We start from the raw sequence: 17,930 nt of genomic DNA on the forward strand, positions 1-17,930 counted from the left end.
CCCCAACCCGACCGCCTCAAATGTTTCATGGTTCAAACAATCAGGCAAGCCATGCGAGGTGGGCGGTCTTGCCGGCAGATGCGCAATGTATGGTAAAGCGGCGTCTGCGACAGAAGGAGGCAACCTATGGCTGACGACAGCAAGAACGGCACCGAGAAGCTCGGCTATCTCGGCCTGGGACTCATGGGAACGCCGATGACCCGACGCCTGCTGAAGGCCGGCTATCAGGTCGCCGTCTGGAATCGCTCGGAGGGGAAGGTGGCGCCGCTGGTCGAGGCCGGCGCCAGGCGTGTGGACACGCCGCGTGATCTCCTGGCGAGCTCGGATATCGTCTTCATGTGCGTAACGGATGCGGCGGCGGTGGAGGAGGTGATCTTCGGGCCCGAAGGTCTGGCAGCAGCCCCTGGCGCGGGCACGCTTGTGGTCGACTTCTCGTCTATCCATCCAGACGCAGCGCGCGACCTCGCAACGCGATTGAAGAACGCGAACGGTGCGGGCTGGATCGATGCGCCGGTGTCCGGGGGCACGAAGGGCGCCGAGGAAGGCACGCTCGCCATCATGGCAGGCGGAGAAGCTGGCGACATCGAGAGGGTGCGGCCCTATGTGCTGGCCATGGCACGCAGGTTCACGCACATGGGCCCGGTCGGCGCCGGCCAGACCACAAAGCTGTGCAACCAGGTGATCGTCGGATGCGCGATGGCCGTGCTCGCGGAAGCAACCCGCCTTGCCTTGAACGCCGGAATTGACGCCAACCGATTGCCCGAAGCGCTCGCAGGCGGCTTTGCGGATTCCATCCCGCTCCAGCTGTTCGTGCCGCGAATGGTCAACGGCATTCACAGCCCGCCGCTCGGCCACATCGCCACGATGCTCAAGGATCTCGATACGGTCGCTGATGTTGCACAGGCAACCTCGACGCCAGTGCCGATGGCCGCGCTTGCCGGACAGCTTTTCAGGCTGGCGAAGGCCGCGCGAGGTGCGGATGCGGACGCGCTGGAGATCTACAAGCTTTCGGCGGCAGAGCGCAAAGCGCTCTAGGGGCGCATTACCGCCCGTTCTTGCGCTCATCGTCGGCCATGAAGCGACCGAACGCTCCTCGCGCAAAGAGCAGCGGCTCTTTCGCATTGTAGGTATATGCCTCGACCGCGCCGAGAAAGATCACATGGTCACCGCCATAATAGCGATTCACGGAGCGGCATTGAAAGTTGGCGACGCTCTCGGCGAGCACTGGAGCGTTGCCAAGGCCGGGGGTCCAGTCGACGCCGGTGAACTTGTCATCCGACGATTTTGCGAATTTGTTCGCAAGCGCTTGTTGTGAAGCGCCGAGAACGTTGACGCTGAAATGGCTGGCGTTCTGGAAGATGGTCAGGCTCGAGGAATAGACGACGAGGCTCCACAGAACCAGCGGCGGATTCAGCGAGACCGAGGCGAAGGAATTGCACGTCAGTCCGTACGGCTTGCCGTCGGGCGCTGCCGCTGTGATGATCGTGACGCCCGTTGCATAAGTTCCGAGCGCGTTGCGAAAGTCGCGAGGATCAATCTGCGAGCTGTCGCTCGCGAACTCATTGGCGGGATCCGGCGCGCGAGGCTGCTTCGGCAGGTCATTCATCGGCCGACCTCACAGCGTGAGATTCTCGGAGGGCAGGCCGAGGGCCACCCGTCCGTAGTTGGTCCCGGCCGCATCGAAGTTGAACGCGAGATGTGAGTTGATCGCGTGCGCATCGCGGAACTGCCGCTGTAACACGCCGCTCGTGAACAGCCCGCGCGCGCCGCTCGCGGCAAACAGCATCGAGACCGCGTCCGTGCACAAGTTCACGGAAAAGGATCCGTCGCGGCGATATCTGGTCTTGGTCGCCATGTCAGGAATATGGCCGCGCCGTGCGGCTTCCATGGCATCGAGACAGGCCGACCGCATGATCAGGCGCGCAGCGTCGATCTTGGCCGAGGCCTCCGCGATCTTGATCTGCGTGCTTTGAAAATCGCTCAGCTTGGCGCGGTTGTACGTCGAAATACGATGACGCGCGACCTCCGTATAGTCGTCGAGGCACGCCTGTGCATTCCCCAGCGCGACACCGGAGAGGACGTAAGGAAATAGCGAGAAGACAGGCAGCGTGTACAGAGGATTCGGATTGACCGCGCTTCCCGGCGTGGGGCCACCTGAGAGGTTCCCTACGGCGACCGTCATATGGTCAGCCACGAAGGCATCCCTGACCTCGACGTCGCACGACCCCGTCCCGCGCAATCCGGCGACGTTCCAAGTGTCCAGCACCTTGTAATCGCCGCTCGGCAGCAGAAAGATTCGATACTCGATGCCGTCGGCATCGTCGTCGGAATAGACCACGCTCGCAAGCATATTCCATTCGCAGGAGGCAACGCCCGAGGAGAATGGCCAACTGCCATGCAACTGGTATCCGCCCTTGACCCGCGTGGCGCGTCCGGCGGGGAAAATGAACGAGGACGCGATCAAAGTATCCGGATTGCGGCCCCAGACCAGATCCTGCGCCTTCGGCTGGAACATGCCGAGCATCCAGTGATGGCTCGCCAGATTGGCGAGATTCCAGGCAACCGACGCATCCGCCTGCCCGAGCAGCTCAGCGCAATCGACGAGGGCGACATAGTCGAGCTCAGCGCCACCAATCCGAGCCGGCTGCAGCATCCGGAACAGGCCGGCCTCATGAAGATCCGTCTCGGTTTCCGAGGGCAGATGCCGCAGCTCCTCCGTCCTTGCCGCCCGCTCACGCAGTTGCGGAAGAAGGCTCCGGGCCTTCGCGATCATGGCCGCATAGACCTCACCGCCGGCTTGCAGGCCTGCGGGCTGGGTCTTGCTCGGCTCCTGGCCAGGCGCCATTCGTGTCCCTCGCTTTCATACATTTATGCGGCGGGACCTTCGCCAAATCAAGCCGAGCCAGTGCCTCAAGTCGACCTTGGAGGCTTGACCGGGCCAAAGGCGCCCTTCTCGACAAAATCAGCGATCCGACGTTCGTTGTAGCCGAGCGTATCGTGCAGGATCTGCTTGGTATGCTCGCCCAAAAGAGGTGCCGCGACGGGGTCGACCGCGGCTGTCAGGCTCATCGTAATCGGTGGCTCGATGTTGGGCACCCACTCGGCTGTCGGATGCGGAATCCGGTTCAAACGATGGCGCTCGCGAGCCTCGGGGGCGTTGAAGCCCTCCTCGACCGTCCGGAGATAGCCGACGGGGATATTTGCCAGCTTCATCTTCGCCATCCAGTTTTCGAGCGTATCACTGGCGAAGACTTCGGCAATGGCTGCCCGCAGGAGCTCCTTGTTCTCCGAGCGGGCTTTGCGCGTCGCAAACCGCGGATCGGTGATGAGATCGGGCCGATTCAGCACCTCGACCACAAGCCTGCGGTAGAGCCGGTCGTTGGCGCAGGCCATGTAGAGCGGCCCATCTGAGGCCTCGTAGACGCCGACGGTGGGAGACCCGCTCGGCGAATTGCCGAACCGGCCGGGGTTTTCGCCGTTGATGAGATAGGCCATGCCGTAGAAACCGGTCATTCCCATTGCGACGTCGAACAGGGCAACTTCGACATGCTGCCCCCGGCCGAGCCGCTCCCGCGCGAGCAGCGCCAGCAGGATGGCATTGCAGGCGGACATCCCCGTCGCCATGTCGACAATTGGCGGGCCGGTGCGAACCGCCGGGCCGTCGGCAAATCCATTAAGCGACATGAAGCCGCTTTCCGCCTGGGTGATCGGATCGAAGCCTGGCCGGGAGGCAAACGGTCCGCTGCGTCCGTAGGCGGAGATCGAGCAATAGACCAGCCGCGGGTTGAGCGGCGCGACCGATTCATAGTCGAGCCCGAACTTCTTCATGACCCCGCTCGAAAAATTCTCCACGACCACATCTGCCTTGCGGATCAGATCCAGCGCGATCTCGCGCGCCTCCGGCACGGCAAGATCGAGCGCGATGCCGCGCTTGTTGCGATTCAGGCTGAGAAAGGCGGCGCTCTCGCCTCCAATCTCCGCGTGCTCATAGGCGCGCGTGTCGTCGCCGCCATCGGGATTCTCGATCTTGATGACGTGTGCACCGTAGTCGGCGAGCGTCTGGGTGCAGGCCGGGCCAGCGACCACACGCGTGAAATCAACGACCAATAGGCCATCCAGCGCGGTCGGGCCTCCCATCCCATGCGAGGCACGTACCGGCAATTGAGGCTTGGTGGGCATCGATCGCGCTCTCCCTTACATCGGCTTATGGCCGCCGAATTTCCTGCAAGAGCAAACTTAAAGCCCGGCGCCGCCGACTTCGCAAGTCCCACGCCGGCATCGCTTCAATACGCCAAAAGGACCCGGCAGCCCCTAGGCTGCCGGGTCCTCGGACGTTCCAGGCGCGTACTGGCCATTAGATAGACGGCGCGTTCCGTGCGGCGGCAAACCTGCTCAGTGCAGCCACTTCCGCCAATAGAGCGTATGCGCCCAAGCCCAAGGGGTCTCGGGCTCGAACAGCCGATAGCCCGACTGAATGAAGTTGTTCGCCGATACCGGGTTATCCGTCGTATCAGAGACGATGCTGTCCCATCCGATACGCCGTCCCCTCGCCTCGACCACACGCATCAATCTGCGTTGAAGGCCGCGTCCCCAATGCCGTTGCAACACGCCGACTCTGGAGAAATAGCCGCCATTTCGAACGTGCGTCGAGGGCACAATTCCGGCGAAGGCGACTGCTTCCTCGTCGTGATAAGCTAGCCACCACGCGCCAAGGTCGAACGTGGGCATCGCCGCGGCATCGAAGAACGTGAGCCGATGCAGATCAGATAGGGTTTCAGCAACGTCATCATCGGACGCATCGACGATACGAATTCTGTACATGAGCCACTCATTGCGCAGCAGATCTTGATCGGACGCGCGGCGACGTCACCGGCGCCATGAAGGCTCATTTGCCCAGGACCACCTTGACACCAAGCCAGACGGCACCCATCAGGCCAGTGGCAATCACTGTGATGACTGCCTTGAAGGTGTAGCTCTGGGCCTGCTCCACGCTCTTTCGCCACCTCCGCAAGTGCTGAAAATCGGCTCGCATCTCGCTGCCGACCCACTGCACGATCCAGATGGTGAAAGCATCCGCCGCGGCGCCGGCGCCTCCGATGTCGATGAAGGCACGCAGCGGCAGCAGCGGGTCCGCGGCAACTTTCCCGATCCGCCCCTGCGCACGCGCTTCCGAGAGCAGCGAGGCAAAATAAGCACCCTCGAAGGCGCGTGCATACTCGCCTTCCCAGATGTGGTCGTAGCGCTCCGGATAGAGTTTCTGGTCGAGCAACCGCTCCTCCTCGAGCACATCCGGAAACCACGGATTGTCGCGCCAATTGGCTTTCACCACCACGGCACCATCCGGCCGACGCCCGCGCAGAAAATCGTCGATCGCATCGCTCTTGCGACGCGGATTCCAGCTCGCCCAGAGCTCGGAATCCTTGGCGCGGATCGTCGGCCGCAGCAGCGCGAGGCTGCGTGCGCTTAGGGATTGCGCCTCGTCAATCCATGCGATGCGAAACCCCTCCAGGGATTTGATCGAGTCGGCCGTGTGATCCTGAAGCCCGCGGAAGATGATGAGCCCGTCGCCGGGCGTCTCGATCTTGTCGCTGAACAATTTGAAGCCGTGCCCGAGCCCGAGGCTTGCGATCTTGCCTTCGATCAAGCGCTTCGACGATTGCGCCAGCGTGCGCTGCGCCTCGCGGATGCAGACCGCGAGCGTGCCGCGCTCGGCCTGGCAGGTCTCGACGAGAAGTTCGCCGAAGAAATGCGATTTGCCCGAGCCGCGTCCGCCGTAAACGCCCTTGTAGCGCGCAGGCTTGAGCAGCGGCTCGAAGATTTTAGCGGTCGGAATTTTCAGGATGGACAATGGCTGCGCTCGCTCGCCCTAGGCAGGCCGGTGCGCCTGCGCCACATCGCGGGCCAGTCTTCGTTGCCCGGGGCGTGGGATTGTCGTTGCGGCACTTGATTGAAGCCCGCAAAGACACCGCCTCCGGAAGGCGAAGGCCATTTTCCGTACCGTCCTTCGAAGTCGGATTGTGGCGAAGACGGAAACGAAGCATCAGGCGGAATAGCGGGTATCGGTGCGGGATCATTCGAGTCGAAAGCAGATCGATCGGACTTTCCGGCAGGCATCCTCCTCAAAACCCGGACATCTTTGGAACGGGACCGCGGCATCATATCCGCGTTTTGCAGATCTCGCTTGTACTCCGGAATGTAGGCCGGCGCAGGAACTGGATCGAACGGTCCCAGTGCATCCGCAAACGCACCTGGGTCAAGAACATTACCTGCAAGATCCTTGATTTGATAATGGACGTGGTGGTGCCCTGGATTGCCCTTCTTGTCAGAAAGACCGGTATTACCCATCGTGCCAATCACCTGACCCGCCGCAACCACATCGCCGACCTTCACCTTCCGAGAGTTGGTATGCAGTATCTGGTGACGCAAGCCGTTATTGTCTCTGATCGAGATTGTCTCCCATTGATCATCACCGGCGCGCTCGACGACGCCATTCACGGGAGATCGCAATTCTGGGTGACTCGTGTTCAGCCGAGCACTTTGACCACCAACATAATTGAAATCGATGCCCCGGTGTGGGTTGCTTGATCCGCGTGGCCTGCCTGTCTCCGCGCCGTATGGACTCGTGACATGGGGCGAGATGCCCTCGACGGGCTGAAGAATGCGCCGCATCATGTCGTCCCACATTTGAATATCCTTTGCGGTAGTTGACTAACTAGTTCGCGTGCGGTGTCTTGATCGAGCCGATCTTGCGTGGCCGAGGAATGAGGGGCTGACATGAAAAGAGCTATCCGCCGCGTTCTCACTGCGGCCGCGACGGTCGCTCTCGCACTTCCTGCCTTCGCACAGGAACCACCTGCTCCGACATCCGACAAGTGGCGTCCCAAGGCCGGCGTCTATGCCGAACCTGGCAAGAACTTCCAGTTAGACTGTGATGAAAGTGGCGGCCTGACAATCGATCTCGGCAGGAAATCGGTCAGCGGTTACGAATGGAGCTGCAAGGTCAAGAAGATCAACGATCTCGGCCCGGACTCGCTGAAGGTAGAAATGGTCTGTGACGATTACAATCTGGCGCAGAACCTCAACCCGCGCGATCCCAACTGGGATAGCAGACAATTCAACGAGATCATGTTCATCAAACAACTGGATGCGGCGGCGATCTCGGTCCAGAAAAGCCTGAACGGAAAGCTCAAGGATCCTCCCTGGCGCGCGGCTTACTGCCCTCTGAGTACACAGCGCGCGCTTGCTGAAGCGAGGCTAAGAGCCGAGGCAGAGGCCAAGCAAAAGGCCGAGGAAGCCAAGCGGAAGGCCGAAGAGGAGCTCGCTCTCAAGAGCGCTCATCCGCAAGATGGCGTCTACGCCGCACTGGGTGCCGATTTCGAGGACCGTTGCGCGAAACTCAGCGATACCGTCGTTGCGTTCGCCAAGAAGTCGATAGTTACGGCCTCGAACAAGTGCGATATCCGCCGGATGCGTGTTCAACTCCCAGACACCGTCAGGATCAACGCTACCTGCACCTTACAGGCGGCTTCCGGCCCTGACGCCGTCAGTGTGCAGGACCCGAGCACCATCCCGGACCGCGAGAACCTGATGTTCAAGAAGATCGACGACAAGACCGTCGTCCTCTGGATCATCAAGGACGGGCGCTTCACCGGTGACGGCCGAAAGCTGTCCTATTGCAGCGACCAGGTGCAGCGCGCCTATGCCGTGCAGCACAGGGCTGGCAAGCAGACCAGGAATTAGCCGAAGGCACCAACAAAAAACCCGCGCCGGATTGCATCCGCGCGGGTAACAGCAACTTCTGTCGATGATGCCATTCTGCCAGTGTTTTGCCCGACGGGTCAACGCTCAATCGAGACGCGGTTGCAGATCGGGATATCCACTGTCTCGAGCGTCGTGACGGCGTCGCCGCTGTTCGAGCTTCCCGGATGCACGATGATGCGCTCGATCCGGTGAATCAATTCCAGCACGCCGTCCTGGCCGTTCTCGACCGGCTGTGCGGCCTTGCCCCAGCCGCGATCGAGGATGGCGTTGGCCGCCGAGACGCGCGCCGCGGGCGTTGCATCCTCGCTACGCATGATGCCGACGAGCACCCTGATGGCGGTTCGGGTGTGGCTGCGCGCGAGCGAGCGGATCTCGGTCAGGTTACGCGCCCGCGGCGTCTTCCCGCGCGCGGGCAAGCGGACCGGTGCAGGCTCGAGCTCACCTTCGATGATGTCCTCGTTCACGCGAACGTCTCCCACAGCACGATGGCAACGAGGCCCGCGACGGCGAGCGATATCAGGTAGGCGGTCATCGTCTCTCCCTATAAAAGAAATGCGCGGCAGATCGCGCGAAGAGCGCGATCGTTTCGGGCGCGAACCCTATCTCGGTTGAACCCGGAGACCGCAGCGGCGCAGGCAAATGCCCGGCGCCGCGGGCCGGCACGTTCGCGCGTGCACGGCCAGCAATGGTTTCGGACGACGGCGCGCCGATCGGCGCTCTCTCAACGCGTTATCAAGCGAGTGCGTGGCCGCAATGCGCCGCCGCCGTCCGATTCCAAAATCGAGAACGAAAAAACCCGCGGCGGATCGCGTTCCGCGCGGGTGAACCAAACTCGTCTCGATGATGGCATTACGCCGGTGTTTTGCCCGACGTGTCAAAACCTTCCGCTGAATTGAAAAAGCCCGCCGCGGATTGCGTCCCGCGCGGGCCATCTCAAACTCGTTTCGATGATGCCATTCTGCCAGTGTTTTGCCCGACGTGTCAAACGAACGAATTCGCACGAGCCGCGTTGGACAATCAGGAGCGACCGGCCATGACCATCAAGACGACCTCACCCGGCACATCGCAAGACGAGACGTCGCGAGATCGTCCGGGCTCAAAGCCGCGCATCGACAAGAAACAGTCCACGCAGATCGTCGAAGATGCCGACGTGACGGCTGACGACGGCCGCGATCTCGCGCATGGCGAGGGCGGCAGCATCGATCTGCCTACACAACCCGGCGATTTGGCGAAGGACGATTAGCCCGCGGCACAAGCGGCGCGCATCTCGATGATGCCATTGTGCCGGTGTTTTGCCCGACGTGTCAACGCGCCGAACAGGCGAGAGCCTCATCTCCCACCTCGATATGTGGTGCGCAAGGGGCTTGCTTCAAGCCCCCGGTGATCGCGTAAGACCCCTCGGCCTGAACAACCAGTCGAGGGGTCACGACATGCCTTTCCCGCTTCCGACGTCACGCTCGCGCGGCCGAACCAGCGCGGAACGCGCAACTGCCGCCGGCCATCAGGTTGTCATCGCCGGCGCCGGCCCGACCGGCTTGATGCTGGCCGCCGAGCTCGCGCTGGCTCAAATCGACGTCGCAATCGTCGAGCGGCGCGCGAGCCAGGACATCGTCGAGACGCGCGCCGGCGGACTTCACGCGCGCAGCATCGAGATCCTCGATCAGCGCGGCATTGCCGAGCGCTTCCTGCGCGAAGGGCAAATCACCCAGCTCGCCGGCTTCGCCTGGACCAGGCTCGACATCGGCGATCTCCCCACCCGCCATCCTTATGGGCTCGCGCTGCGGCAGAACCAGATCGAGCGCCTGCTGGCCGAATGGGTCTCCGAGCTCGCGGTGCCGATCTATCGCAGCCGCGAGGTGACGGGCTTTGCGGAAGACGACACCGGCCTCGACGTCACGCTGTCCGGCGGGATGCGCTTGCGCGCGCTTTATCTCGTCGGCTGCGATGGCGGCCGCAGCCTGGTGCGCAAGAACGCCGGCATCGACTTCGCCGGCTCAGAACCTTCGCTCAGCAACCTCATGGCCGAGGTCGAGATGCGCGAAGAGCCCCAATTCGGCCTGCGTCACGACGCGCTCGGCTTCCACGGCCTCAGCAAGACGGGAAGCGGGCGCGTGCTGGTCGTCGTGACGGAAGCCGAGCTCGCGCGCAGCGGCGAGCCGAGCTTGCGCGATCTCAGCGAGGCGCTCGAAGCCGTGTACGGCACCGATTTCGGCGTCAACAACCCCGCCTGGATCTCCCGCTTCACCGACGCGGCGCGGCAGGCCGCGTCCTATCGCAGAGGCCGCGTGCTGCTCGCCGGCGATGCCGCGCACATTCATCATTCCGTCGGCGGCCAGGGCCTCAACCTCGGTGTGCAGGACGCGGTCAACCTCGGCTGGAAGCTGGCGCAGGTGGTCAAGGGCATTTCGCCCGAGAGCCTGCTCGACACCTATCACAGGGAGCGCCATCCCGTCGCCGCGCGCGTCCTGAAGAACACCATGGCGCAGATCACCCTGCTCCGCCGCGGCGACGACGGCCGCAAGGCCGAGCGCGAGGTGATCGCCGAGCTGCTCGCCATGGACGAGCCGCGACAGCGCTTTGGTGCGATGATGAGCGGGCTCGACATTGCTTACGACCTCGGCGAAGGCCACGCGCTGCTCGGCCGCCGCATGCCCGATCTCGATCTCGTGGCGGACGGGCAGCCGCTGAAATTGTTCACGCTGCTGCACGGCGCGCGCGGCGTGCTGATCAATTTCGGCAAGCCGGGCGGCCTCGACATCTCTCTCTCGACGGAGCGCATAGGGATCGTCGATGCCGATTACGATGGCCGGTGGCTGCTTCCGGCGATCGGCGAGGTCACCGCACCGAGCGCGGTACTGGTGCGGCCCGATGGTCATGTGGCCTGGGTGGGCGACGAGAACGGACACGGACTTGCGGAGGCGCTGACGCAGTGGTTCGGGCCGGGTGGTGCGTAGGGCGCGAACGTCTCGTGCCCCGCCAAAACAAACAAGCCCTCGGCAGATCCGCGGGCTTGTTCCGAACTTTTCGATGATGCCATTCTGCCAGTGTTTTGCCCGACGTGTCAAACGACCACTCTCGCTCCACTACACAAACGTCATTGCGGCGGAAGCAAAGGCCGTATCCAGCGCGAGAACCATTCCTCGCCATCATCGCGCGGATGGAGGGAGCCGTCCACTCCGAAGATCTGTGGAGGAATGAGATAACTCGGCTCGTCTGCAAACACGCCGATCGGCTTGCTGGGTTGCGGCTGCTGGCCGCGAGCGGCCGGGATAGTCCAATTGCCATACCGATCGTCGAATGCGGTAGACGGCAGATACGGGACTGGCGCACTGCCCGATATAAACACGTTGCCCGCGTTCGTCTCATTCACACGGGCGAGACGCCGGACATCTTCGGGCGCGACTGATGCGCTTAAGCGCGAGACTCCTGATTGAAGCGCTTGCGGCTGCTCAGTTGGTCCCTCAGAGGTCTCGTCCTGATTTCCGCGGTGCCCCATCGCCAAGGGCGTTGCGATCGTTTTGGCATCTTCGTTCGACCAAGGGCCCGCATTCAAGCCGCCAACATAGCTGCTCGTCTGGTCGCGATTGAATGGATCATATGCGGGCGCTCCGGTGGAGAACACTCCTCCGTCGCCAGTCCCAGCAGTTGCCAGCGTCGGTACGCTAGCAGCTAGCCCAGCGACCCCTACCCGAGCCCAGAGAGGCAAGAATTGTGGCGCTAACACCGCAGCCGCAGCAAGTCCCGCTCCCATGTAGAGGCCAGCCGGCGGCGTTGCATGAGACGGAGCGCCAGGGTCCAATATCGGTGAGCGTTCGGAGAATGGAAGGGGCCAACCGGTTGCTGGATCATACTTGAGCACTAAAGGATCCTCGGCCACCCCGGTGGTCGGAGGTAGTTGTCCAAAGCCTTGAGGATTGGTCGCCGGAAATCCCGGCAGCCCGTACGTGATAAGTGGATTGCTAGGAGTAAATCCTTCCGGTTCGTTGATTTCCTCAAGCGAAGGCGGAATAAAACCTGGCAAACGCGTATTGACGAAGGGCGGCACCAGGCCCGGAAGGTCGGGGACGGGTCCAACGTTAGTAAATTGCAGCGAGATAGGAGAGCCTTTCGGCGAACGCTTCAGGATTGCGATCCTCTCTGCCATGCTGAGACCGCTGGTTGGAGAGAGAAGCGGAAAGTCCAAGGCCGCGTCCGCGCGACCGGCAGCGAGGAATTGGTCCACTGTCTCCTGCATCTCCCGGATCTGCGTCTGATGATCGGCGGCGTATGCTCTCCAGTTGTCGAACCATTGCTTGTTCACCGCATTTGCGTTTTCGGTGGTCATTCCCGTAGGAGTATTGGCAAATAGATGACCGCTCGCCAGCGCGTACTTGGCGGCCGCCACGAGTGCGTTTACGTCCGACACCAGCTCATCGAGCTCATGCGAGTCACCCGCGAGAGCCGCCGCGTACCTCGGAGATTCTTCTACCGTCTTAAGGTAGTCGCCGAACCCCTGATGATACGCCCCGAGATGGCCTCCAGTATGAGGGCTCGCACCCAGATCGCTTGCCGCCGATTGTACGGAGGGCAAACTCATACGATTTCGAGTTGCGTCAACTTCGAACCGTCCACGTAAAAAGCGGACGACCGGGTGGTCGGCGAAATGCTGAAGTAAAATGTGGTGATTTTGAAACATGAAATTGCGGCTCCTGCCGTGCGCCGGCATCCGAGCTGCTCCTGAATGCAGCCGGCGTTCTGGTTTGAATGCTGTTTAGATGGCCTGCACGGGGGAGGCCGGCCGCTGGATTTGCGGGTTGTATCGTCCGACGTGCCGGTAAACGTTGTGGCACGAAGCTGTTGCCGACGTCGGCATCTGCCGGAAGGCTTCGGGACAGCGGAGCGCTTGGCTACATCACGTAGATCGGGGGAATCCCCCGCGCCAACAACACGCAAGCACCTTCGGACGCGGGCGGTTCACGTGCGTTGATAGATCATTGAGTCTTGGGAGACTTTCGACGGTATCTCAGTGCGCTACGTCTGGGATCAACCCCAATTGATGTAGGGATTTCCGAATCTTAGACCTTTCAGGCCTGCAGCCTTACAAGCATCCTTCATTGCTTGACTACAAACAACTTTGTTCAAAAAGCGGGCTCGGAAGATATGAGCCGAACCGATGACCTCTTCGCGAAAGACGAACGTGGAATCCATCGCCGTGCCGACATACCGCCTGAAATCAGTCCCATCGTCCAGGACTTTGAAGTTCGACTTCTCCTCATCGATGACATCGAGCTCACGGACGATGTCGCAGAGCCAATATACCGGTGCTTCTCCTCTCAACGACCGCGTTTCGCATCTCAGAAAAGCAACCCCCTCTCTGTCCACCGACTCGAGAACGTTTTTCATCCGATCGGACACGAGCCAAAAGTCGTGAAATGGCTCCCAATCGGCCGGCGGCCGCCCGAGAGATCTGGCGATCAGCAGCCGCGGCGTTTCTAGGAGCGGAGGAAAGCTTCGCTTGCCTCGTGGTGAATACAGCACGGGGCCAACGCCCAAGGCGTCGAAATTTTCCATGTTCCAACCGGGCGACGTGCTAACTCTAATATCCCGTTCGAACTTGTATAGCTTTGACGACTTTTTCTTTCGCGCTGCAATACCTGACTCGGGCATCGTTTGTCGCTCCCTTGCCTATCGCTCGGCCCACGGCGCTTCTCAGAGCTTTGAAGTTCTCAAGCCGATTTCTTTCACCATGGACTTGCACGTGGAACAAGGCTTGCGCGCAACAATAAAGCCCGCGGCTTCCCGCGAGCTTGATCGGCCTTTCTCCATGATGCCATTCTGCCAGTGTTTTGCCCGACGTGTCAAAGCGATTTCGAGCAGTGCAACTACCATTCGACACGTGCAAGAAGTTTGAGAGACTAGTGCTCGAATTCATCCGTACAATAGAACACCGGCAGACCTCCAAAAACATCAGAGTTCTTGTAGCGCACTGCAATCCGCTCGCTCGCAGTTGCTCCGATCGTATCACCGTCCTTCACCACGTTTCCGTGCTCGATCGGATACACGGAAAGTCCTGCCACCTTGTCGAACAACGCCGGAAGCGCGAGCTTACCGGTCACGAATTCGATCTCGCGGCCGACAAACGCGGACAAGCCCATCGTGATCGCTCCGATCTTCGCACCTGACCGGAACGGAAGAATGTCGACCCATAGTCTAAAGGGATAGTCCGGATACGGTGCGAGCGACCAGCGAGACGCATCGAGCCATAGATCGGCCGGCTGTGCCACCCGGCCCGCCCACACCACGCCGCAACATTCCGGCACGGTGGCAATCAATGCACCGATGACTGCAGTCGTAAGGCGGGCGGCGACCAGCGGCTGCTCAGATTTTCCGAGCAGCGAGACGATGATGTGGCCTTGATGGTTCGTTGCCACAGCCTCGCTTTCGGGCCAAGTTCGCGCAGCGCGCGCCCAAAGCCCTGGATCCTGCGGGATGGGCGCCGGCATCGACATGACCGCAACAAGCTCGTTGCCACAGCGGATGAGCGGCGAATTCGCTTGAGCCGGTTGCAGCTCGTCATCGTCCGGCGCCTCTGCTGCCAATTCCGGATGGCGAGCGTGAAGAACTTTGGCGACTGCTGACATGTCAGGCGTCACCGGTCTGCTCAACAGGACAAAAGAGAGAAGCGAGCTACTCATCAACGACCCCGCAGAAATTCCAGTGTGAGTCAAACTTCGGCTGTTCGCCCAGAGGTTGAAACCCTCTTTAGAACAAATAGGGAACAATGTCAATCGGCGTTTTCCGCGCTCCGAGTGAGCGCAAGATAGAGGGGTTCACGCAACAACAAGAAATACCGCGCGCGCCGTCGCCAGAGCCACACCGGGGCCGCCCTCCCATGAACAACCGGCAACACACCGCGTTGCACCGCCCATGTACGGATCAACGGCCGATCCTCTGTTGACGCGCGCCGATGCCGCCCTCCTCTAAGCAGAACGGCTTCGCCTCGCCCTGACGTCAGCGCGCGATCGCCCGCGCGATCTGTGACGACGCCGAGCAAACCCGCGCCCTGCAGGCCGGCCCTCGCCAACCATCGCGATTGCGCTGACGGTCAACGCTCCTCGGTCGGCGTAGCGTCGCCCTCGCGCTGGAAAGGCTCGTGCGTCCTGCGTCCCAGAAACGTATCGGGTGGCGATTGCTTCAACAGCTCGCGGCATTCGCGCACGATCTGGCGCATGTATTCGGTCTGCTCGTGGTCGGCTGGCAACGGCCGATAGACGGTCATCGCGGTGCTCCCTTGCTTTGCAGGCGGGAGCGCGCTCGGTCTCTCAGCCACCGACGCCTACGGACAAAGCCTTGGCCGGTGATGCAACATCAACTAACAGAGGTCGCTTCTGTTCAATATTGAACTTTAGGACTCGCGCGGCGCAAATTGAGTAAGCCGCTCAACACGCTCAAGCTTCTCGCGAAAATTAATCCGCGCACCATATCAAATGATGTGACTCCGCTGTGCCGGAGGCGTAAGGTAAATTCATCACCGCAAGGCCCGTGGCATCGATCGGTGATGAGAACGCCAGTTGCGCTCCCGCCCTACTCTAACGAGGGAGCACGCCGATGCAGAAGCGGCGTCGATTCAAACAGACCACCACCTTGCGCGAGAGACTCGCGGACGAAGCGGAGCGCTGCCGCGAGGAAGCGCGCAAATTGGCCCCTGGCCCTCGGCGCGACATGCTGCTGCGCCAGGCGCGCCGCGACGAAACCGCCATGCAGATCGATTCCTGGCTGCGCTCGCCCGGCCTGAGGGCGCCGACATGATGCAATATCGCGCTTATCTCATCGGCGAGAACGGCGTCTTCCGCTCCGCCGAAGCGTTCGAAGCCCCGTCCGATTCCTCCGCGGTCGATTTTGCGAAGCGGTTCACGCGGCTCGGCAAGGTCGAGGTCTGGCAGCTCGGCCGAAAGATCGCGGTGCTGGACTCCGAGCAGCTCTGCCCGCCCCTGCCCGAGCCGTCCCGGCCGACGCTGACGCGTCAATGACCGCGTGACTGCGGGCGCGACCTGAGATCTTCGATCTGGAAATTGAACTTCACCTGCATGACCGGGCCCGTCGCATCGCGCACCTCGATCGCCATTTCCTGCCGGTCGCCGGTGGGCGGCGCGCCGAGCATCGCATCGCGCGCAAAGTCGGCAACGGACTTGGCGGCCTCGGCCTGAACCGCACGCGCACTGGACAATTCCAGTCCCTCCTCGTCCAGCGCAATTCCCTTGTCGTCGCGAAGGTCAAAGTAATATCGCGTCATGACCGTAATCCTCTGCCCCCTATAGCGCAGAGGGCGAGCGAAGGTTGCAAAGAACCGCAAAAAATCACTTTGGAATCAGCAGGTTCCGGGAACACCGGGCGGCACGCGATCGGGCCGCGCCGGCTCACTCCTCCGCGAGCTTGTGCTCGATATAGGCGTCCACCGTCTCGGCGAACGAGCGCTGCACGCCGACCGCGGCATCGTGCTGGTCCAGCGCATCGCGTTGAAGCACGCGCAGGCCCCGCCCGCGCATGCTTAACGGTGCGGTGTTGAGGTACTGGTCGATGGCGCCCTTGGCAAGCGGGATGGCCTTGGGATCGCCCCTGGCGATCAGGAGCCTGAGCAGGCTCTGGCATTCGGCCAAACCGGGCATGGCGTCACTCACCTCTGCTGCGATTTCGGCTTCGGCCGCTGCGCCGGCTGAGTGTGGGTGCCAAACAGCGCCAGCAGCAGCGCGACTTCTTCCTTCGAACCGATCTGGATCATGATTGTCTCTCCGTTTCGCTTGGTTGGTCGGCCCCGGCGGGCGCCGAGTTCAGGACGATCTGGTTTCAGCACTGTTTCAGGCGTGTTTCGTCATCGCCCTGGGCTTGGCAGAAAAGGAAAAGCCGCCCTGAGGCGGCCAGTTTCAGACTTTCCTTTTTTGGCTATTTCTTGAGGGCGTCAGAGGCGTCCCGCGCTGCGTCCTTCACATCTCCAGCGACGTTGTGGGCGGATCCCTTGGCCTTATCCATCTTGCCTTCGGCTTCGAGGTCCTTGTCCCCGCTAAGCTTGCCAGCCCCCTCCTTGATCGCGCCTTTTGCCTTGTCAGCGGCGCCCTTCACATGTTCACGGTCCATGATCGTTATCCTCCTTGTCTAGAAGACGAGCACAACGAAAACGCTGCGCTGTCGTTCCTGCGAGACGCGCACCACACGAACAACGGTCGATTGCGATGTCCATGAGCTGTTTACGCAGCTTGTACTTGTTGCTCGCCGCGAGTGTGCAAAAGTGGACAGACAGGGCCGTTGAGGTTTGGTTTAGCTCCTGCATTGGACTTGTAATTCTTACTTGCGATCGGCCCGGACGCTCACACTCCGGGTTTTTCGCTTGGTGTCCTCATCCGCCTTGAGCGTGAAGCAGACACCGACCCGCTGACCGAGTGTCGACGAGTCCACGCCCCCAGCACGCGCTATTTGCCGCGCCTCTGCGTGACGCCGCGCAACGCAATGCCGTGCTGCCAGGCCCGCACCCGCACGGCCGCTTCGCTCCGGTTGAGCTCTGCGGCAATCTCGTCGGGCCGCCGGCCTGCTTCGGCCAGCGCTTTCAGCCGCTCATGCTCGTCCGCCGTCCACCGCTTCAGCAAGGGATAGCGTGATTGCATGGCTGGAGCTGGCTCACCCGTCGTTTATAGCGCTGGCGACAATCGGCCGGGACGGACCAAGTTCCTATCTGGCCGCGCGTGGCGGACCGACACTAATGAACTTTGCAGAAATTAAGCCCGCGACGGATCGCTCCGCGCGGGCTTTGTTTCGAGCGCGGGCTCGGGTGAGACCTTCGCTCAGTGCATCAGTTCGAGGTGCAGACCTTGACGGTCTTCATGCCGGCCTCGGCTTCCGCCCTGGTCTTGTACACGGTATCGCCGCTCACGACCGTCGTTTCCGTGGTCGTCGGCTTCGACTCGGTGATGGTGCACTTCTTCGTCTTGACGTCCTGCACAACGTAGAACGATTGCGCAAACGCGGGAGCCGCAACTGACGTCAGCACGGCGGCGGCAATGATCGCTTTGATCTTCATCGTGTCCTCCTCCAGCAGCCCGGTCCTCCAGGCGTGTGTTCTACAAACCCGACAAATTGCCACTTGTTCCCGGCCATCGCCCCCGAACCAACTCCGGGGGATTGCGTTAGCACGCAAACAG

Annotated in this window: 21 protein-coding genes and 1 pseudogene; 6 read left to right on the forward strand and 16 right to left on the reverse strand. The window is 61.7% G+C overall.

All coding sequences use genetic code 11. From position 1 onward, the window contains the following. The first annotated feature begins 126 nt into the window (after positions 1-126). A complete protein-coding gene (locus I6F16_RS17000) occupies positions 127-1,035 on the forward strand; it encodes an NAD(P)-dependent oxidoreductase (protein WP_225111954.1) in 909 nt (302 codons plus the stop codon). 7 nt (positions 1,036-1,042) lie between these two features. On the opposite strand, the gene I6F16_RS17005 is transcribed toward I6F16_RS17000, so the two are convergent. From I6F16_RS17005 to I6F16_RS17030, 6 genes and pseudogenes are all read right to left on the reverse strand, one after another. After that, positions 1,043-1,606: a flavin reductase family protein gene (locus I6F16_RS17005; protein WP_036007598.1), complete on the reverse strand. Its 564-nt coding sequence runs from the start codon at positions 1,604-1,606 to the stop codon at positions 1,043-1,045. Positions 1,607-1,615: 9 nt separating this feature from the next. Beyond that, the gene (locus tag I6F16_RS17010) at positions 1,616-2,845 is read right to left on the reverse strand and encodes an acyl-CoA dehydrogenase family protein (RefSeq protein WP_225111955.1); all 1,230 of its coding nucleotides are present in this window, start codon (positions 2,843-2,845) and stop codon (positions 1,616-1,618) included. Between the two features lie 65 nt (positions 2,846-2,910). After that, entirely contained in the window at positions 2,911-4,179 is a 1,269-nt protein-coding gene (locus I6F16_RS17015; RefSeq protein WP_225111956.1) for a CoA transferase, read from the reverse strand. A gap of 213 nt (positions 4,180-4,392) precedes the next feature. Continuing rightward, on the reverse strand, positions 4,393-4,821 hold the full coding sequence (locus I6F16_RS17020; protein WP_225173879.1) for a GNAT family N-acetyltransferase: 429 nt from the start codon (positions 4,819-4,821) through the stop codon (positions 4,393-4,395). A gap of 406 nt (positions 4,822-5,227) precedes the next feature. After that, a pseudogene (locus tag I6F16_RS38195) lies at positions 5,228-5,848 on the reverse strand (phage terminase large subunit); the annotation flags it as partial. Continuing rightward, positions 5,836-6,684 carry a M23 family metallopeptidase gene (locus I6F16_RS17030; RefSeq protein ID WP_225111958.1) on the reverse strand — a complete coding sequence of 283 codons (849 nt, stop codon included), beginning with the start codon at positions 6,682-6,684 and terminating at the stop codon, positions 5,836-5,838. The pseudogene I6F16_RS38195 and the gene I6F16_RS17030, both read right to left, overlap by 13 nt. 90 nt (positions 6,685-6,774) lie before the next feature. Here I6F16_RS17030 and I6F16_RS17035 point away from each other — a divergent pair, with 90 nt between their 5' ends. After that, positions 6,775-7,740, forward strand: a complete 966-nt coding sequence (locus I6F16_RS17035; RefSeq protein ID WP_225173881.1) for a hypothetical protein — start codon at positions 6,775-6,777, stop codon at positions 7,738-7,740. A 98-nt stretch (positions 7,741-7,838) separates the two neighbouring features. On the opposite strand, the gene I6F16_RS17040 is transcribed toward I6F16_RS17035, so the two are convergent. Further along, positions 7,839-8,177 carry a hypothetical protein gene (locus I6F16_RS17040; RefSeq protein WP_225112035.1) on the reverse strand — a complete coding sequence of 113 codons (339 nt, stop codon included), beginning with the start codon at positions 8,175-8,177 and terminating at the stop codon, positions 7,839-7,841. A 617-nt stretch (positions 8,178-8,794) separates the two neighbouring features. Between I6F16_RS17040 and I6F16_RS17045 the strand changes: the two genes are divergently transcribed. Beyond that, the gene (locus I6F16_RS17045; RefSeq protein WP_225111960.1) at positions 8,795-9,004 is read left to right on the forward strand and encodes a hypothetical protein; all 210 of its coding nucleotides are present in this window, start codon (positions 8,795-8,797) and stop codon (positions 9,002-9,004) included. Positions 9,005-9,191: 187 nt separating this feature from the next. Next, positions 9,192-10,715 (forward strand): FAD-dependent monooxygenase, encoded by a 1,524-nt coding sequence (locus I6F16_RS17050; RefSeq protein WP_225111961.1) that lies wholly within the window; start codon positions 9,192-9,194, stop codon positions 10,713-10,715. A gap of 140 nt (positions 10,716-10,855) precedes the next feature. On the opposite strand, the gene I6F16_RS17055 is transcribed toward I6F16_RS17050, so the two are convergent. The 4 genes from I6F16_RS17055 to I6F16_RS17070 form a co-directional block, all read right to left on the reverse strand. Next, positions 10,856-12,466, reverse strand: coding sequence for a hypothetical protein (locus tag I6F16_RS17055; RefSeq protein ID WP_225111962.1), 1,611 nt, complete (start codon positions 12,464-12,466; stop codon positions 10,856-10,858). Positions 12,467-12,783: 317 nt separating this feature from the next. After that, positions 12,784-13,407 carry a DUF1629 domain-containing protein gene (locus I6F16_RS17060; RefSeq protein ID WP_225111963.1) on the reverse strand — a complete coding sequence of 208 codons (624 nt, stop codon included), beginning with the start codon at positions 13,405-13,407 and terminating at the stop codon, positions 12,784-12,786. Between the two features lie 248 nt (positions 13,408-13,655). After that, on the reverse strand, positions 13,656-14,381 hold the full coding sequence (locus I6F16_RS17065) for a DUF4261 domain-containing protein (RefSeq protein ID WP_225111964.1): 726 nt from the start codon (positions 14,379-14,381) through the stop codon (positions 13,656-13,658). A 464-nt stretch (positions 14,382-14,845) separates the two neighbouring features. Further along, positions 14,846-15,019: a hypothetical protein gene (locus I6F16_RS17070; RefSeq protein WP_225111965.1), complete on the reverse strand. Its 174-nt coding sequence runs from the start codon at positions 15,017-15,019 to the stop codon at positions 14,846-14,848. Positions 15,020-15,348: 329 nt separating this feature from the next. Between I6F16_RS17070 and I6F16_RS17075 the strand changes: the two genes are divergently transcribed. Beyond that, positions 15,349-15,549: a hypothetical protein gene (locus I6F16_RS17075; RefSeq protein ID WP_036007627.1), complete on the forward strand. Its 201-nt coding sequence runs from the start codon at positions 15,349-15,351 to the stop codon at positions 15,547-15,549. Beyond that, positions 15,546-15,770 (forward strand): hypothetical protein, encoded by a 225-nt coding sequence (locus I6F16_RS17080; protein ID WP_036043971.1) that lies wholly within the window; start codon positions 15,546-15,548, stop codon positions 15,768-15,770. The genes I6F16_RS17075 and I6F16_RS17080 overlap by 4 nt, the downstream gene beginning before the upstream one ends. Here I6F16_RS17080 and I6F16_RS17085 read toward each other — a convergent pair. The 5 genes from I6F16_RS17085 to I6F16_RS17105 all read right to left on the reverse strand — a co-directional run bounded on the left by I6F16_RS17085 (position 15,764) and on the right by I6F16_RS17105 (position 17,809). After that, the gene (locus I6F16_RS17085) at positions 15,764-16,033 is read right to left on the reverse strand and encodes a hypothetical protein (RefSeq protein WP_225111966.1); all 270 of its coding nucleotides are present in this window, start codon (positions 16,031-16,033) and stop codon (positions 15,764-15,766) included. The two genes, I6F16_RS17080 and I6F16_RS17085, sit on opposite strands and share 7 nt — an antisense overlap. 124 nt (positions 16,034-16,157) lie before the next feature. Next, positions 16,158-16,406 (reverse strand): hypothetical protein, encoded by a 249-nt coding sequence (locus I6F16_RS17090; protein WP_225111967.1) that lies wholly within the window; start codon positions 16,404-16,406, stop codon positions 16,158-16,160. A gap of 274 nt (positions 16,407-16,680) precedes the next feature. After that, on the reverse strand, positions 16,681-16,872 hold the full coding sequence (locus I6F16_RS17095) for a CsbD family protein (RefSeq protein ID WP_225111968.1): 192 nt from the start codon (positions 16,870-16,872) through the stop codon (positions 16,681-16,683). 332 nt (positions 16,873-17,204) lie between these two features. After that, positions 17,205-17,396: a Myb-like DNA-binding domain-containing protein gene (locus tag I6F16_RS17100; RefSeq protein WP_036007637.1), complete on the reverse strand. Its 192-nt coding sequence runs from the start codon at positions 17,394-17,396 to the stop codon at positions 17,205-17,207. A 185-nt stretch (positions 17,397-17,581) separates the two neighbouring features. Further along, positions 17,582-17,809, reverse strand: a complete 228-nt coding sequence (locus I6F16_RS17105; protein WP_225111969.1) for a hypothetical protein — start codon at positions 17,807-17,809, stop codon at positions 17,582-17,584. Positions 17,810-17,930: the final 121 nt, after the last annotated feature.

It is taken from the genome of Bradyrhizobium sp. IC4060 (assembly GCF_020193715.1).
Lineage (GTDB): Bacteria > Pseudomonadota > Alphaproteobacteria > Rhizobiales > Xanthobacteraceae > Bradyrhizobium > Bradyrhizobium yuanmingense.

What these genes read in the sequence shown, in the direction of transcription:
- I6F16_RS17070 (WP_225111965.1), bottom strand. Translation starts at nt 15,019, where the DNA reads ATGACCGTCTATCGGCCGTTGCCAGCCGACCACGAGCAGACCGAATAC.
- I6F16_RS17075 (WP_036007627.1), top strand. Translation starts at nt 15,349, where the DNA reads ATGCAGAAGCGGCGTCGATTCAAACAGACCACCACCTTGCGCGAGAGA.
- I6F16_RS17105 (WP_225111969.1), bottom strand. Translation starts at nt 17,809, where the DNA reads ATGAAGATCAAAGCGATCATTGCCGCCGCCGTGCTGACGTCAGTTGCG.
- I6F16_RS17055 (WP_225111962.1), bottom strand. Translation starts at nt 12,466, where the DNA reads ATGCCGGCGCACGGCAGGAGCCGCAATTTCATGTTTCAAAATCACCAC.
- I6F16_RS17045 (WP_225111960.1), top strand. Translation starts at nt 8,795, where the DNA reads ATGACCATCAAGACGACCTCACCCGGCACATCGCAAGACGAGACGTCG.
- I6F16_RS17020 (WP_225173879.1), bottom strand. Translation starts at nt 4,821, where the DNA reads ATGTACAGAATTCGTATCGTCGATGCGTCCGATGATGACGTTGCTGAA.
- I6F16_RS17050 (WP_225111961.1), top strand. Translation starts at nt 9,192, where the DNA reads ATGCCTTTCCCGCTTCCGACGTCACGCTCGCGCGGCCGAACCAGCGCG.
- I6F16_RS17035 (WP_225173881.1), top strand. Translation starts at nt 6,775, where the DNA reads ATGAAAAGAGCTATCCGCCGCGTTCTCACTGCGGCCGCGACGGTCGCT.
- I6F16_RS17100 (WP_036007637.1), bottom strand. Translation starts at nt 17,396, where the DNA reads ATGCAATCACGCTATCCCTTGCTGAAGCGGTGGACGGCGGACGAGCAT.
- I6F16_RS17085 (WP_225111966.1), bottom strand. Translation starts at nt 16,033, where the DNA reads ATGACGCGATATTACTTTGACCTTCGCGACGACAAGGGAATTGCGCTG.
- I6F16_RS17005 (WP_036007598.1), bottom strand. Translation starts at nt 1,606, where the DNA reads ATGAATGACCTGCCGAAGCAGCCTCGCGCGCCGGATCCCGCCAATGAG.
- I6F16_RS17065 (WP_225111964.1), bottom strand. Translation starts at nt 14,381, where the DNA reads ATGTCAGCAGTCGCCAAAGTTCTTCACGCTCGCCATCCGGAATTGGCA.
- I6F16_RS17015 (WP_225111956.1), bottom strand. Translation starts at nt 4,179, where the DNA reads ATGCCCACCAAGCCTCAATTGCCGGTACGTGCCTCGCATGGGATGGGA.
- I6F16_RS17080 (WP_036043971.1), top strand. Translation starts at nt 15,546, where the DNA reads ATGATGCAATATCGCGCTTATCTCATCGGCGAGAACGGCGTCTTCCGC.
- I6F16_RS17030 (WP_225111958.1), bottom strand. Translation starts at nt 6,684, where the DNA reads ATGTGGGACGACATGATGCGGCGCATTCTTCAGCCCGTCGAGGGCATC.
- I6F16_RS17090 (WP_225111967.1), bottom strand. Translation starts at nt 16,406, where the DNA reads ATGCCCGGTTTGGCCGAATGCCAGAGCCTGCTCAGGCTCCTGATCGCC.
- I6F16_RS17095 (WP_225111968.1), bottom strand. Translation starts at nt 16,872, where the DNA reads ATGGACCGTGAACATGTGAAGGGCGCCGCTGACAAGGCAAAAGGCGCG.
- I6F16_RS17060 (WP_225111963.1), bottom strand. Translation starts at nt 13,407, where the DNA reads ATGCCCGAGTCAGGTATTGCAGCGCGAAAGAAAAAGTCGTCAAAGCTA.
- I6F16_RS17000 (WP_225111954.1), top strand. Translation starts at nt 127, where the DNA reads ATGGCTGACGACAGCAAGAACGGCACCGAGAAGCTCGGCTATCTCGGC.
- I6F16_RS17010 (WP_225111955.1), bottom strand. Translation starts at nt 2,845, where the DNA reads ATGGCGCCTGGCCAGGAGCCGAGCAAGACCCAGCCCGCAGGCCTGCAA.